Consider the following 15,140-nt stretch of genomic DNA (forward strand, 5'->3'; position numbering starts at 1 on the left):
TCAAGGTTCATTCATCTCACGGATACAGCTGCGACTGCCCGGCCCCCTGCACTGCCCCTTTGCGGAACTCTGAAGGCGAACATTTCATCGCCTTGCGGAACACCTTAATGAAATAGCTGACATTATCGAATCCGACATCCATAGCGATGTCGGATATTTTGCGGTCGCTTTGCTGCAGCAGATCTGCGGCCTGGCGGATCCGGTAGGAATTGATGTAATCCACCGGCGTCTTGCGGGTCATTGCCTTGAAGAAGCGGCAGAACTGTCCTTCGCTCATGGGTATAAGCTCGGACAAATCACGGGTTCGTATCGGTTCCTGGTAGTTGTCCTGGATGTAGAGGATGACCTTCTTCAGCCGGTTGATCTTGGTTGTATCCGCACCCTCCGACTGGGTATGGTTCACGGAACGGCCCTCGATCGCGATCTGCGAGAGCATGATAAGCAAAGTCCCTTTCATAAAGGACTCAAATCCGGGCATTTTATTAGCATATGCCTCCATCAAACGTTCTAGATGGTGGAGCAATTCCTGCTGCCAGGCAATCTCCGGTGTAAGATGTCTGGGGAAGCTTTGGCGTTTCTCCTGCAGCGGCAGAATCACTGTATGCTGAATGGCATCATACTGGGCGCTGGCGAGCAGATCAGGGTGAAAGACAAGTGCACAGAACCTGCAAGGGCCTTCCTTCAGCACGTAGGCGGCATGAATATCGCCGGATTCGATGAATACGGCCTCACCGGCCCGGAGAGGGAAATAATCGGTATCGACCTGAAACAGAATCTCGCCTTCCAGCAGCATAAAGAACTCTGCCTCCTCATGCCAGTGCGTATCCAGGACATGGGTTCCGGCCGGAAGCTCGATCCAATAGGCGGCTAGCGGGAACATAACATCACCATGCACACGGTCTTCTTTAAGCAAACGTTGTGATGTGCGGTCCATAATTGGACTCCTTTCGGTAAAAACATCAGAATAGTATTATAAATAAGCTATATTATATTAGTTTTGTATTTTTATTATCGTTATAATGCAACTATAAACACCAAATTGAAGGGTGGCAAGTCACACATGAAATTTACAGACGGCCTCTGGCTGGTTCGCGACGGAATCAACATCAACGGCGCAGTACAAAACTATGTAGTGGAAAAAACTTCTGAGGGTTTGACGGCAATTACCCAAACCACTCCAATTACAGGACGCGCAGCAACCCTTAACTCCACGCTGCTGACCGTAAAATTCCATTCTCCGCTTCCGGGTGTGGTAGGCGTGAAGATCATTCATAATGACGGCGTAATTGACCGCGGTCCCGCTTTCGAATTGACCAAGGGAACCGGCGACCACGTACAGGTTGAAGAAACTGATTCGGAAACCGTGCTGATCAGCGGCGGGCTGCGCGTAGTCATCCGCAAGGGCGAGCAATGGGCAGTGGATTTCTACCGCGGCGACGAGCGCATTACAGGCAGCGGTTACAAATCCATGGCTTACATCACAGATCAGGACGGCAACACCTTCATGCGTGAAGAGCTGGATATCGGCGTAGGTGAATTCGTCTATGGTCTGGGTGAGCGCTTCACTGCTTTTGTCAAAAACGGACAGGTTGTTGATATCTGGAACAAAGACGGCGGTACAAGCTCCGAGCAGGCGTACAAGAACATTCCGTTCTATGTAACAAGCAAAGGCTACGGCGTATTTGTGAACCAGCCTGAGCTGGTTTCGTATGAAATCGGTTCGGAAAAAGTGAAAAAGGCCCAATTCAGCGTAGCCGGCGAAAGCCTGGAATACTTCGTTATCGAGGGACCTACGATCAAAGAGGTCATCAGCAAATATACTTCCCTAACCGGCAAGCCAGCGCTTCCTCCGGCATGGACCTTCGGCCTGTGGCTGACGACTTCGTTCACTACCGACTATGATGAAGCAACAGTTAACTCCTTTGTAGAAGGCATGGCTGAGCGTGATCTTCCGCTGCATGTCTTCCACTTCGACTGCTTCTGGATGCGTGAATACCAATGGACCGATTTCCAGTGGGACTCCCGTGTATTCCCGGACCCGGTTGGCATGCTGAAACGCCTGAAGGAAAAAGGCCTGAAAATCTGCGTCTGGATCAACTCTTATATCGGACAACGTTCACCGCTGTTTGAAGAAGGCAAAAAGAACGGCTATCTGATCAAAAAAGCAAACGGCGATGTCTACCAGACTGACCTGTGGCAAGCAGGCATGGGGCTTGTTGACTTCACGAACCCTGCAGCTTGTGAGTGGTATGCCGGATACCTGCGCGACCTGGTGGATATGGGCGTAGACAGCTTCAAGACGGACTTCGGCGAACGGATTCCGACGGATGTTGTGTACTTCGACGGCTCCGACCCACAGAAAATGCATAACTACTACACTCAGCTGTACAACAAGGTTGTCTTCGATGTATTGGAAGAGAAGCTTGGCAAAAATGAAGCGGCAGTATTCGCACGTTCGGCAACCGCCGGCGGGCAGCAGTTCCCGGTTCACTGGGGCGGTGACTGCTACGCAGATTATGAATCAATGGCAGAAAGCCTTCGCGGCGGCTTGTCCCTCGGTCTGTCCGGCTTCGGCTTCTGGAGTCATGATATCGGCGGCTTCGAGAACACGGCTCCGGCGCATGTCTTCAAACGCTGGCTGGCGTTTGGCCTCCTGTCCAGCCACAGCCGTCTGCACGGCAGCACCTCGTACCGTGTGCCTTGGGCTTACGACGATGAAGCTGTTGATGTTACCCGCTTCTTCACCAAGCTCAAATGCAGCTTGATGCCTTACCTGTATGATGTGGCCGGTCAGGCGCATGAAGAAGGCTGGGCTTCGATGCGGGCGATGGTGATGGAATTCCCGGAAGATCCGACTTGCGAAGTGCTGGATCGTCAATACATGATGGGTGATTCCCTGCTGGTGGCTCCAATCTTCCAGGAGAACGGCGAAGTGAAATATTATCTGCCTGCTGGACGCTGGACACACCTGCTTAACGGTGAAACTGTGCAGGGCGGATCATGGCGCAAGGAAACACATGATTTCTTCAGTCTGCCGCTGTTCGTCCGTCAGAACTCGCTGCTTGCAACAGGCAGTGTAGATACCCGTCCGGATTATGATTTTGCCGATGGTGTGAAATTCGGATTGTACTCGCTGGAAGACGGAGCGGCAACGACTGCAACCGTCCGTGATATCAAGGGCGCTCCTGAGCTGACCGTGAAGGCTGAACGCAAAGGCAATACTGTAACGGTAGCTGCTGAAGGCAGCGGCAAAGCATTCACGCTGGCAGTGAAGGATCTGGGTACTATCGCTTCCGTAGAAGGTGCAGACCAAGCGGATGAGACTACAGTGAAGGTAAACGCCGGAAGCAAATCCGTATCGTTCACCATTACACTGAAATAGGTTTATACAGCATATAATTTAAGCTCTCTGATGACAGGGGACCTCCGTCCCCGATTTCATCAGAGAGCTTTTTGGATGCTGAGGGTTACGTGATCAATGATGTGAAGGATAGGTTAAATGCTGTGAAGATAGGTTGAATGCTGTGAACACACGGTAATTAATTTAAGAGGATCTAAGATATGCTTAAATAATGGAGGATTACATATGACAAGGATAATAGAAGACAATGGAGTGTACAGCCAGCCGGACTACTCTTCAGCAACAGCATTATCGAGCGCGGCCAACTATATCATGAACTCGCCGGAGCCGTTCACCCATACCTTCCGGACATACATCCGTTTGCGGGAGAATGGCAGCCTGACGCTTAAATTCTGGCACAGTAACAGCGTGGATTCGACTTGGGATCTGGGGCAGGATGCAAACGGAAGCGAGCCGGGCGGAGAATGGAGCATTGAAGCGGCATACGTCTCAGACGGAGGAAGCGTTCCGGATGGAACGGTAACCGCCGGGACTTCGGTACCGCTAACCTTTGCGGGCAGCCGCACGAAGCAGGTTGAAGCTGGAGAAACCTTCTGGAGCGATGAAGCGAGCCTGGAACTGCCGGAGGGACATTATTTGGCGTTCACCTGGACGATTAAGACGTCATCCCCCGGCAAAACGCTGCCCTACAACGTGGAGGGAATTCTGGTCTCAGCCTATGACGGGCCGGGGAATCTGGCCGGGCAGGAATCGGCAGAGGCGTTTAGCTTGTCGGACAAGCTGCTGGTGCTGCCAAGCTATATCGGCTACAAGAAACAAGTAGCGAAGAAGCTGGTGTTCCTGGGTGATTCAATCACGCAGGGGGTACGGACAGAGAAGGATCAATACAGCTATTGGGCTGCGCGGATTGCCGAGGGGCTGGGAACGGATTACGGGCTGTGGAATATCGGCTCCGGCTGGGGACGGGCTTATGATGTAGCCGCAGATGGCCCGTGGATGAACAAAGCAAAGCAGGGGGATGAGGTGCTAATCGTGCTCGGGGTCAATGATCTTGACATCGGCCAGCGTTCGGCAGAAGAGCTGCTCAGGGATTTAAGCGATATTATCGCCAAGATCAAAGAGGCGAATGGAGGGGCAGAGATTATTCTGAGCACCGTGCCGCCGTTCAACTTTGCGGAAGAGCGGGAGCAGGCGTGGCGTAAGGTCAATATGGCGATCCTTACGAATCCGCCTGCAGGTGTCAGCCGCGTGTTTGACATCGCCTCCGTGCTGGCTATGCCGGCCCCTGCTGAGCACAGAATCAGAGCGGAGTACATGAGCGGCGAATATGACCCGCATCCGAACGGCACCGCCGGGAAGGCTGTTGCTGAAGCCTTTTTGGCATGGTATTGAAGCGTGGAGCGGAGTAATCGTTCAGCATTGTCCGTAAACGTAGACGTAAAGATAGTTACTACGGGTGATGGGTGCAGCTGACGGGTGGCCGCTGCCGGGCATACAGGCAGGGACTCGAAGGCGGGCCGCTGCCGGGCATACAGGCAGGGACTCGAAGGCAGGCCGCTGCTGGGCATACAGGCAGCGGCTCGAAGGCAGGCCGCTGCTGGGCATACAGGCAGCGGCTCGAAGGCGGGCCGCCGCCGGGACTACAGGCAGCGGCTCGAAGGCAAGCCCGCTGCCGGGCATACAGGCAGCGGCTCGAAGGCAGGCCGCCGCCGGGCATACAGGCGGCGGCTCGAAGGCAGGCCGCCGCCGAGACTGCAGGCAGCGGCTCGAAGGCAGGCCGCCGCCGGGCATACAGGCGGCGGCTCGAAGGCAGGCCGCCGCCGGGACTGCAGGCGGCGACTCGAAGGCAGGCCGCTGCCGAGACTGCAGGCAGCGGCTCGAAGGCAGGCCGCCGCCGAGACTGCAGGCAGCGGCTCGAAGGCAGGCCGCTGCCGAGACTGCAGGCAGCGGCTCGAAGGCAGGCCGCCGCCGAGACTGCAGGCAGCGGCTCGAAGGCAGGCCGCCGCCGGTGAGTATGGCCGCATACAGCAGGCGGCGCTGCGGCCTGGGTGCGGATTGCATATATTGCGGGAATAGTGCCCGCTATTTCTTTGACTATGAGGTCAACTCATAGTGGAGCGGGAATTTCTCCCGCTAAATTTGCTGATTCAAAGTATTTCAGGAAACTTGCTCAAGTTACCGGTAAATTTTTCCTCTAATGCTCCCGAAAGGGGCATTTCGAGCAAAATAGCGGGAGGATTCTCCGCTAAGTGTATCGTATTGCCGGTTTCCTTGGGTACCGTCATCCATGGTCTCCGAATCTCACTTGGAAATCACTTGGACCTGACTGGGAACTCACTGAAATCTCATTGGAGTCTCGCGGCAATCTTACGAGATCTCACATAGATACCCAGGGGTTCTTCCCAGTTTGCATATTCCCGTTAAAGCGCTGAGTACCGACACCAACCGTATGGACAGTCAGCATCCGGAATCGGGCGAAATTCCCGGATAATGGTAGCCACAAAGAGCTAAAAAGAGCTATTAAGCTACTAAAGAGCTAACTAAAGAGCTAACTAAAGAGCTACAAAGAGCTGCTAAGAGCTATTAAGCTACTAAAGAGCTAACTAAAGAGCTACTAAAAGCTACTAAGAGCTGCTACGGCAATTCCCGCAATCTTAAATATTTTTCTGGATACGGTAGTCCTTCGGTGAGCTGCCGACCTGCTTTTTGAATACCTTGCTGAAATATTTTACATCATGGAAACCGACCATTTCTGAGATTTGCGACAGCTTCAGGTTGGGATTCTGCAGCAGCAGCTTGGCCTTCTCAATGCGGACATTGCCGATATAGTCGGAGAAGTTGATGCCATATTCCTGTTTGAATTTGCGGGAGACATATTCACGGCTAACGTAGAATTTGCCGGCTACCTCCTGCAGGGAGAGGTCGGATGCATAGTTCTGCTCGACGTACCGGACGATGTCTGACATCGGATTGCTCTCTTTGACCTGTCTGGCCGAAAGCTCTTGCGACAGGCGCTGCATCAGGGCAAAGGACCAATCGCGCCAGGCAAACAGGGAGAAAGAATATCCGTTGGTATAAGGAGCCGGGTTCAACTGGTCGGCATGCTCCAGCTCTGCCAGAGCGGTGTCTGCCCGTACGCCCAAAGCGTCACGCACCAGCCGGGTACGAAACAGCAGGACATCGGCTTTCCAGGCATTTAGCATTTCGGGAGTAACGACGCCTCCGCGGCTTAGTTCATGGGTCCAATGCTGCGCCGCGTCTGACAGCGCTTCGTTGTTTCCGCTGATCACAGCCAATTTCCAATCCTCCTGAACATGGGCGAAAATGACGGGGGATCCGTGGCTGGCGCTCCCATCCCCGGATGGACTAACGGTCTGGCCATGTGCATCGGTTGAAGAAGGGAAATGGCAATAATCCTCATGACTTAACAAATTCCGCCGGAGCAATGCTTCGGCGGCTTCTGTGCGTTGCATCGGCAGCCGGTGCGGCAGGCTTCCTGTATTGCTGATGCCAAAGTGCATCCGGAACTGCAGGGTACGGTAAATACCCTGATTGATCCGGCTGATCAGCTCCACTACAGATTCCTGCACATCCCACAGAATGATTGCGATCTCCGGAGGGCCGCCCCAATAGCGAAAGGCGATGCCCTTGTTTTGCGGGTGCAGGAATTCATTGCAGATGTTCACAATGGCGTAATAGAGCAGCTCGCTGTCACCGCCGAACCGTTTCAGCAGCGGATTGTTCCCGCTGTCTGTCTGTACGAGGATCAGCCGGGAGGATTCGGCATTCCCCGGAATAACCCCCTCGCTTACCAGTCTGCGCAGCGATGCTTCGGAATTGATGGGAACGTCTATCAGTGCCGAGAGCAGTTTCTCCCCGTAAATCGGTTTGATCTCGTTCAGCCGGATGCTCTGCTGCTGCCGCTGGCTGCGTTCCTCTTCCTCGGACCGCCAGGCGGCTACCGCCTTGAAGACCGCGGTATTGATCGCTTCAGCTTCAATCGGCTTGAGGATATAATCAATGCCGCCGTTGCGGACAGTCTGGCGTACGAAGTCAAAATCATTATGCCCGCTGACCACAATGAATTTGGTGTTTCCGGCGAATTCATTGACCCAGGTCATCAGCTCAACTCCGTTGCCCGATTCCATCATCATATCCATGATAACTAGAGCCGGTTTCGCCTCACGAATGACTTCAATCGCTTCATTGCCGTTTCCCGCCTCCAGAATCTCATCAATGTGATGAGCGTCCCAGTCAACCAGGAGCCTTACCGCTTTTCTGACTCTTGCTTCATCATCTACTATAAGTGCCTTCATATCCGTTCACTCTCCACTAGAATTTCAATTTCCAGTCTGACTATTACTCCGCCTGTCTCCAGATTGTCCACGGTCAGGATTGCGTCATCCCCGCATACCAGCCGCAGCCGCGCCAGCACGTTCCCCAGGCCGATGCCTGCACCGGGAGCATCACGTTTGCTGTCACTGCTTTTCAGTGTGGCGACGTCCAGTGAACCGGGCTGCTGAAGCTCCTTGCGGAGCATTTCCAGCCGGGCCGGCGGGATGGAGTGGCCGTTGTTATGAATATTAATTTCCATCCGCCCGGACTCCAGCTTCGCTGCTGTGATCTCAATAAATCCGTCACTGCGGGACAGATTAAAGCCGTGTTTGAAATAATTCTCCACAATCGGCTGCAGAATCATCTTCGGCATCAGGGCATGGAGCAGCGATTCTTCCATATCGTAGCGGAAACTGAACTTATTTTCAAAACGTTCCTTCTGCAGCTCAATATAGGCTTTGACATGGTCCAGCTCATTCTGGATGGTCACGATCTTCTCATCATTATACATGCTGTACCGCATCATTTTGGCCAAGGCCGAGAGCAGGCCATAGATCTGCGGCACCTTCAGTTCAAGCGCAAGCGTGCCGATAATCTGCAGCGTATTGTTCAGGAAATGCGGGTTGATCTGTGCCTGCAGTGCCCTCAGCTCATTGGTTTTATTGGACAGCTCCAGCCGGTATTCCCGCAAAATCAGGTTGTTGATCGTATCCATCATGTTGCGGAAATGTTCAGTCACCACGCCGATCTCATCCTTGCCCGTTGGGCGGATGTCAATCTCAAGATTACCGGTCTGAACTTGGGTCATGTACCGGCTGAGCTGCTTGATTGGAGCCGTGATCCGGAAAGAGATGAGGATCGTCAAGGCGATAATCATAATCATCAGCAGGACCAGCAGGAGGATATTGATTTGTGCCGCCTCTTTAGCTTCGCGGAACAGGTAGGATACCGGAATTTGCTTCACCAGTGTCCAGCTAAGACCGGGACTTTCAATTTTTTGATAAATAAATACAGCCCCGCCTTCTTCAAAATACCCTTGATCACGGTCATTCGCTGCAATCTGCTTATTATACCAAGTAGCATTCAGCGGTTTGCCCAGAGCTTCGGTATCGTGGCTGTAGACCAGTGTTCCGCTGTCATCCACCAGATAGACGTTCTCCTGATTCTGCTCATACAATTGATCCACAATGTCGGTAAGTGCAGTCAGTCTCACATCCACCGACAAATAGCCGAGGACCTTGGAGGACGGGATTTTCTCAATTCTTCTATGCATCGTGAACACAGGCTCTGAAGTGAACTGCGGAAACGGTGAAGTCACCCCGTAGGCGGTGCTCATGTGAGTGCTCTGCACAGCAACCTGGGAGACGCCGGTGTTTTGGGAATCAGCATAAGGAGCGGTTGCCTGCCAGCGTTTGGGTGTCGTATTTTGTGTCACCAGTGTTGCCTTTCCGTCTTTGACGCCGTACAGATACACCTGTGAAATATCAGGCATGGAGGTCGAGATGTAATTGAGCGAGGAATAGATCGAAATATCGGCAGTCAAGTCGTCGTATCCGGCTTCAAGCAAGCGGTAGAAGTCGGAATCCGAATAGGCGATCAGAGACAGCCGGCTCACTTCCTGGATCAGACTATTAATATTTTTGTAGCCTTGATACAGCAGATTCTTATTCTCATCCACGGCCCGGGTCCTTAAGGACTCTGTCGTATAAGAATAGCTGATATACATCGTAGCCATAATACAGACTAATGTTGGCAGGAGTAAAAAAACGATCAGCTTGGTGCGGATATTGTTCCATTTCATCGATTCTTGTCACTTCCGATCAATATTTTACACCTCAAAGATCACTTGCGTAGGTGTAAGGAGTCCACAAAAAAACGGATAATATGTTTAGATCATAAACAAGTAAGTGAGTAAAAGAAAGGGGGACGGGTAAATGCGCGGCAATAAGTTGTCCCAATTTGGTCAACAGCTTTTTTTCGTCGGACCGGCCTTATTGTTCTTTACCCTGATTACGATTATTCCATTTCTAATGGGGATGTATTATTCCTTTACAGACTGGAACGGCGTATCTGGTAATGTAAGCTGGGTTGGCTTTGATAACTTTAAAGCGATTTTTACAAATGATCCGGATTTCTGGTCATCCTTCTGGTTTACAGTAAGATTTACTGTGCTGGGGGTTATATTGACCAATGTAGTAGGCTTTTTCCTGGCCTATCTGCTAACTAAACCTTTAAAAACACGTAATATGCTCCGTACCATTTTCTTCATGCCGAATGTTATCGGGGGATTGTTGCTTGGTTTTATATGGCAGTTTATCTTCATCAAAGGGTTCTCAACACTCGGGGGTATGACTGGCTGGTCCTTCTTCAATCTTCCTTGGCTCGGTGATGCAACAACCGGCTTCTGGGCGATTGTCATGGTCTTTGTCTGGCAGTCTTCCGGTTATCTGATGGTAATCTACATCGCTTCGCTCAGCAATGTGTCGAAAGAGGTGCTGGAGGCGGCTGAGATTGACGGGGCTTCCCGGATGCAGGTGCTGCGCAACATTGTAGTGCCGCTGATCATGCCTGCTGTAACCATCGGTTTGTTCCTGGCGATTTCCTGGTCTTTCAAAATGTTCGACCTTAACCTTTCCCTGACGAAAGGCGGACCGTTCAAATCAACGGAATCCGTGGCTATGAATATTTACAATGAAGCCTTCCTGAACAACCGTTACGGTCTGGGTACTGCAAAAGCGCTGCTGTTCTTCGTAATTGTGGCGATTATTACTGTGATTCAGGTCCGTGTTACGAAGAGCAAGGAGGTCGAAGCTTAATGAACGCAAAGTCAAAAGGCAGATGGAATATCGGGATTGAAGTATTCATGATCCTGCTTGCACTGCTCTTCCTGTCTCCGTTTTATTTCCTGCTGGCGAACTCGGTGAAATCGTTCGGGGAAATCCTAAGCGACGCGGCAAGCTGGCCGGAAGTCTTCATGTGGTCCAACTATTCCAATGCGTGGAAATTGGCCCGCTTCTCTGAAGCTTTCCGCAATTCGATCATAGTCACAGTCATCAGTGTTGTCTTTATCTCGCTGTTCAGCGCTATGGCTGCTTATCGTATGGTTCGCGCCAACACACGGTTCAATCAGATTCTGCTGCTTCTGTTCGTAGCGGCAATGGTGGTTCCTTTCCAGACGATCATGATTCCGATCCTGAAAGTCGTTAATATTATTGGAGTTAATAACTCCTTCGCCGGGCTGATTATCACCAATCTGGGGATCAGTGTTCCGATGGCGATCTTCCTGTTCCATGGTTTCATTAAATCGGTGCCTCTTGAGATTGAAGAAGCGGCAACCGTGGATGGCTGTAATCCGATCAGTGCTTTCTTCCGGATTGTGCTCCCGCTGTTGAAACCGATGCTGATGACGACGATCGTCTTGAATGCACTCGGTATCTGGAATGACTACCTGCTCCCGTCCCTGATTCTTCAGGCACCGGAACTTCGGACCATTCCGCTGGCAACCTTCTCGTTCTTCGGGCAGTACACGAAGCAATGGGATATGGCGCTTCCGGCGCTTGCGCTTGGTGTAGCTCCAATCGTAGTATTCTACCTGTTTATGCAGCGTTACATTGTTGAAGGAATAGCGGCTGGCTCGGTGAAAGGTTAACACCGGGCCCCCCGTTCCAAATATTAAAGCTAGTAAATTTATTCAAGGGGGAAATTAGAATGATGAAGAAACGTTCTGCACTGATGATGTCCAGCGTCCTGCTGATGTCTGTTGTGCTCGCGGCATGCGGTGGCAACAATAACAATACTGCTTCAAATAATGCTCAAAATGGAAGCGCTGGCAATAAAGGCGGCGAAACTAAAACAGTTAAGATCTTCCAATTCAAGACTGAAATCGTTGAAGGCCTCAATGAACTGAAGGTTGAATTTGAAAAAGAAAACCCTAACATCAAGCTGGATATCCAAACTGTCGGCGGTGGCGCAGACTATGCGGCAGCGCTGAAGACCAAATTCGCTTCCGGCGATGCTCCTGACATTTTCTCCAACGGCGGTTATGCCGAAATGGATCTGTGGGGCGATAAATTGGAAGATCTGTCCGACCAGCCTTGGGTGAAGGATCTGATTCCTTTGGCGGCTGAACCGATGACCAAAGACGGCAAAACCTACGGTATGCCAATGAATCTTGAAGGTATCGGTTATGTGTACAACAAAGATCTGTTCGAAAAAGCCGGCATTACTGAAACTCCAAAAACAATCACTGAGCTTGAAGAAGCAGCTAAAAAATTGCAGGCTATCGATGTTATTCCTTTCGGCAACGCTTATCAAGAGTGGTGGCTGCTGGGTAACCAGGGCATCAGCGTAGCTTTTGCACAACAAGACAATGTAGATGAATTCATCAGCGGACTTAACGCAGGTACTTCCACGATCGTGGGCAACCCAGTATTCAAAGATTGGAGCAACCTGCTTAAGCTGACTGTGAAATACGGACAAAAAAATTCATTGACTACTGATGCCAACACTCACCTGGCGATGTTCGCTAACGGCGAAACCGCTATGATGCAGGAAGGCAACTGGGCACAAACACTTATAGACAACATTACACCTGACATGAACATCGGTATGTTCCCAATGCCGATCAATGATGATGCTGAGAAAAATGACAAGCTGACTGTTGGGATTCCTGCCAACCTGGTTGTGAACAAAGAATCCGGATCGAAAGAAGAAGCTAAGACATTCCTGAACTGGCTGGTAACTTCCGATATGGGTAAAGAATACATCACTAAAAAATGGAAATTCATCCCTGCCTTGTCCACAATCGAAGCTACTCCGGAAGATATCGGTTTGCTGGGTTCGGATGTATGGAAATATGTACAGGATGGCAAAGTGTACGGTCTGCAATCCTCTAAATTCCCTGATGGCGTAACACAGGAATTCGCAAGCGTTATTCAACAGCTGGTTGCCGATAAAGTCGACGAAGCCGGCTGGGAAAAAGGCATGCAGGCTGCTTGGGACAAGCTGAAAAAATAACCTCTCACCGTAAACAGAGAGCCCTATAGGGGCCGTAATTGGATAAAGTGGATTGCCGGACGTCCCCGTCCAACTCATCATTGATGTGAAGCGGGGGCGTCTTTTTGATAGGATGGAAAGTGGAAATGGATGGAAGAGAACGGGAGGAGAGGAAGATATGACACTGAACAGTTATAACGCAGTGCAAGTCGGCGTTGATTATTACCCGGAACACTGGGATGAGTCCTTGTGGGCGGCGGATATTCAGTTAATGAAGGAAACCGGGGTCAAGGTGGTCCGGGTTGCTGAATTCGCCTGGAGCCGTTTGGAGCCAAGGGAAGGAACCTTTGATTTTGCCTGGCTGGACCGGGCTATGGAGCTGTTCCATCAGTACGGATTGCAGGTAGTGATCGGCACACCAACCGCCACTCCGCCGCGCTGGCTGACTACAACATATCCGGATGTTCTTCCGGTCTTTGCCGATGGGCAGACGTTCCATCCTGGCGTGCGCGGGCACCGTTGTTATAACAGCGCTTCCCTGCGGGAATATGGCAGCCGGATTATCGAAAAGCTGGCCCGCCATTACAGCGGTCATCCTGCTGTGATCGGCTGGCAGACCGACAATGAATTCGGCATGATTGACTGCCACTGCGAGACTTGCAATGAAGCTTTCCGCAGCTGGGTTAGGCAAAAGTACGGCACGCTGGAGAACGTGAACGCAGCATGGGGAACGGTAGTTTGGAGCGGGGAGTACAGCGACTGGAATGAGCTGACGGTACCGCTGGGCGGCTCGCCGTTCCAGAATCCGTCGTTCCTGCTGGATTTTCAGCGTTTTCAATGGGATTCGGTTGTCCGGTTCCAGAAGACGCAGATTGATATTCTGCGGAGGATTTGCCCGGAGCATTTTATTACCCATAACTTTCACAGTTATCCGCAGCGGCTGGATATGTATGCAGTGGGCACCGACCTCGATGTGGCGGCATTCGACTATTATCCGAACACCTCACCGGACAAACAAGAGACAACGCCCTATAGCGGAGCGCTGTCTCTGGACGTCACTCGCGGGATTAAACGGCAGAACTTCTGGATCATGGAGCAGCTCAGTGGCTCACCGGGCTGCTGGATGCCGATGTGGCGGACACCGTATCCGGGTTTTATCCGCGCCTATGCCTGGCAGGCGATTGCCAGAGGAGCGGATACGATCGTGCATTTTCGCTGGAGAAGTGCTGTCGCCGGGGCCGAGCAATATTGGCATGGCCTGATTGATCACAGCAATGTGCCGGGCCGCCGATTCGCCGAGTTCAGCCAGCTCTGCGGAGAAGTAAACGGCCTCAGCGGCAGGCTGCAGGGGACTGTGCTGAAGCATGAAGTGGCGATTCTGCATTCCCATGAGCAGAAGGCCGCGCTGGACATCCAGCCACAGGCCGGGGGTCTGGACTATTACGGGAACATCAAGCAGGTTCACCGGGCACTTACGAAGCTCGGGATTGGCTGCGATGTAATCCGTGCCGGGGAACCGCTGGGCGGCTATAAAATTGTCATCGCACCAAGCCTGTACGTGCTGGACGAGATGCTTGCGGAGCAGCTTGAAGCTTATGCGGCGGCAGGCGGTCTACTCCTTCTGACGAACCGCAGCGGCGTTAAGGACAGTAACAACATCTGCGTCATGCAGCCGCTGCCGGGATTGTTAAGCCGTGCAGCAGGTGTCCGGGTTGACGAATATGATCCCGTCGGCCTGGAAATCCATACCCTAGTGGACCCTGAAGGGAACTCCTTCGAATGCAGCCAGTGGTGCGATCTGCTGACGCCGGTCACGGCGGTGCCTGTCGCCTGGTACGGCGATGATTTCTACGCCGGAATTCCGGCTGTCACTGTCAACAGCTTCGGGAAAGGGCAGGTGTATTACTTCGGAACCCATGCCGAAGAACGCTACTGGTCACTGCTGCTGGCCGATTTGGCCGGTAAGTACGGAGTAACCCGCTTTGCCGGTCTGCCGGATGGCGTACAGGCCACAATCCGCAGCGGAGAGAACGGCAGCTTCCTGTTCCTGCTGAACCTGAACCGGATGCCGCAAACCGTGCCGCTGCCGGGCAGTTACCCTAGCGTGCTCTATAACGGTGAGATCCGCTCGGGCGAGCTGCGGATGGAGGCTTACGGGGTGGAGATTCTGGAGCTGGCGGAGTAGCAGGAAGGGTGAAAGCAACAGACTCGTTGTACTTAGGCTCAGGGGAGCGAGGTTGGCTTTCATTAACTATTTCATTGCAGTTTGTACATTAGATTCCGCGTACAAGGCAGGGGCAAGCAAGTCAATTGCACTTTGTGCAGCAGAAGTAATTGTGGGCGGAGTGAGAGATAGGATTCATGAAGATAGCAGCAGCTGAATGTCAGACGTTCCCCGGAGTGACTATAAATCTCCTCCCGCGCCTCACCAGTTTGCCAATAGCACTTC

At 52.1% G+C, this 15,140-nt stretch carries 9 protein-coding genes; 6 read left to right on the forward strand and 3 right to left on the reverse strand.

Annotation, left to right across the window (positions count from 1 at the left end; translation table 11 throughout):
• Positions 1-16: 16 nt before the first annotated feature.
• Positions 17-934, reverse strand: coding sequence for an AraC family transcriptional regulator (locus H70357_RS04445; protein WP_038586210.1), 918 nt, complete (start codon positions 932-934; stop codon positions 17-19).
• Between the two features lie 126 nt (positions 935-1,060).
• Here H70357_RS04445 and yicI point away from each other — a divergent pair, with 126 nt between their 5' ends.
• Both yicI and H70357_RS04455 read left to right on the forward strand, forming a co-directional pair.
• Positions 1,061-3,382: an alpha-xylosidase gene (gene yicI / locus H70357_RS04450; protein ID WP_038586213.1), complete on the forward strand. Its 2,322-nt coding sequence runs from the start codon at positions 1,061-1,063 to the stop codon at positions 3,380-3,382.
• Between the two features lie 204 nt (positions 3,383-3,586).
• A complete protein-coding gene (locus H70357_RS04455; RefSeq protein WP_038586216.1) occupies positions 3,587-4,753 on the forward strand; it encodes an SGNH/GDSL hydrolase family protein in 1,167 nt (388 codons plus the stop codon).
• Between the two features lie 1,262 nt (positions 4,754-6,015).
• Here H70357_RS04455 and H70357_RS04465 read toward each other — a convergent pair.
• Entirely contained in the window at positions 6,016-7,677 is a 1,662-nt protein-coding gene (locus H70357_RS04465; RefSeq protein ID WP_038586222.1) for a helix-turn-helix domain-containing protein, read from the reverse strand.
• Positions 7,674-9,497: a cache domain-containing sensor histidine kinase gene (locus H70357_RS04470; RefSeq protein ID WP_038586225.1), complete on the reverse strand. Its 1,824-nt coding sequence runs from the start codon at positions 9,495-9,497 to the stop codon at positions 7,674-7,676. The genes H70357_RS04465 and H70357_RS04470 overlap by 4 nt, the downstream gene beginning before the upstream one ends.
• A gap of 133 nt (positions 9,498-9,630) precedes the next feature.
• Here H70357_RS04470 and H70357_RS04475 point away from each other — a divergent pair, with 133 nt between their 5' ends.
• The 4 genes from H70357_RS04475 to H70357_RS04490 all read left to right on the forward strand — a co-directional run bounded on the left by H70357_RS04475 (position 9,631) and on the right by H70357_RS04490 (position 14,876).
• On the forward strand, positions 9,631-10,512 hold the full coding sequence (locus H70357_RS04475) for a carbohydrate ABC transporter permease (RefSeq protein WP_038586228.1): 882 nt from the start codon (positions 9,631-9,633) through the stop codon (positions 10,510-10,512).
• Entirely contained in the window at positions 10,512-11,345 is an 834-nt protein-coding gene (locus H70357_RS04480; RefSeq protein ID WP_038586231.1) for a carbohydrate ABC transporter permease, read from the forward strand. The genes H70357_RS04475 and H70357_RS04480 overlap by 1 nt, the downstream gene beginning before the upstream one ends.
• 59 nt (positions 11,346-11,404) lie before the next feature.
• A complete protein-coding gene (locus H70357_RS04485) occupies positions 11,405-12,712 on the forward strand; it encodes an ABC transporter substrate-binding protein (protein WP_038586233.1) in 1,308 nt (435 codons plus the stop codon).
• Between the two features lie 157 nt (positions 12,713-12,869).
• Positions 12,870-14,876 (forward strand): beta-galactosidase, encoded by a 2,007-nt coding sequence (locus tag H70357_RS04490; RefSeq protein ID WP_052091817.1) that lies wholly within the window; start codon positions 12,870-12,872, stop codon positions 14,874-14,876.
• Positions 14,877-15,140 lie beyond the last annotated feature (264 nt).

The organism is Paenibacillus sp. FSL H7-0357, from assembly GCF_000758525.1.
Lineage (GTDB): Bacteria > Bacillota > Bacilli > Paenibacillales > Paenibacillaceae > Paenibacillus_AQ.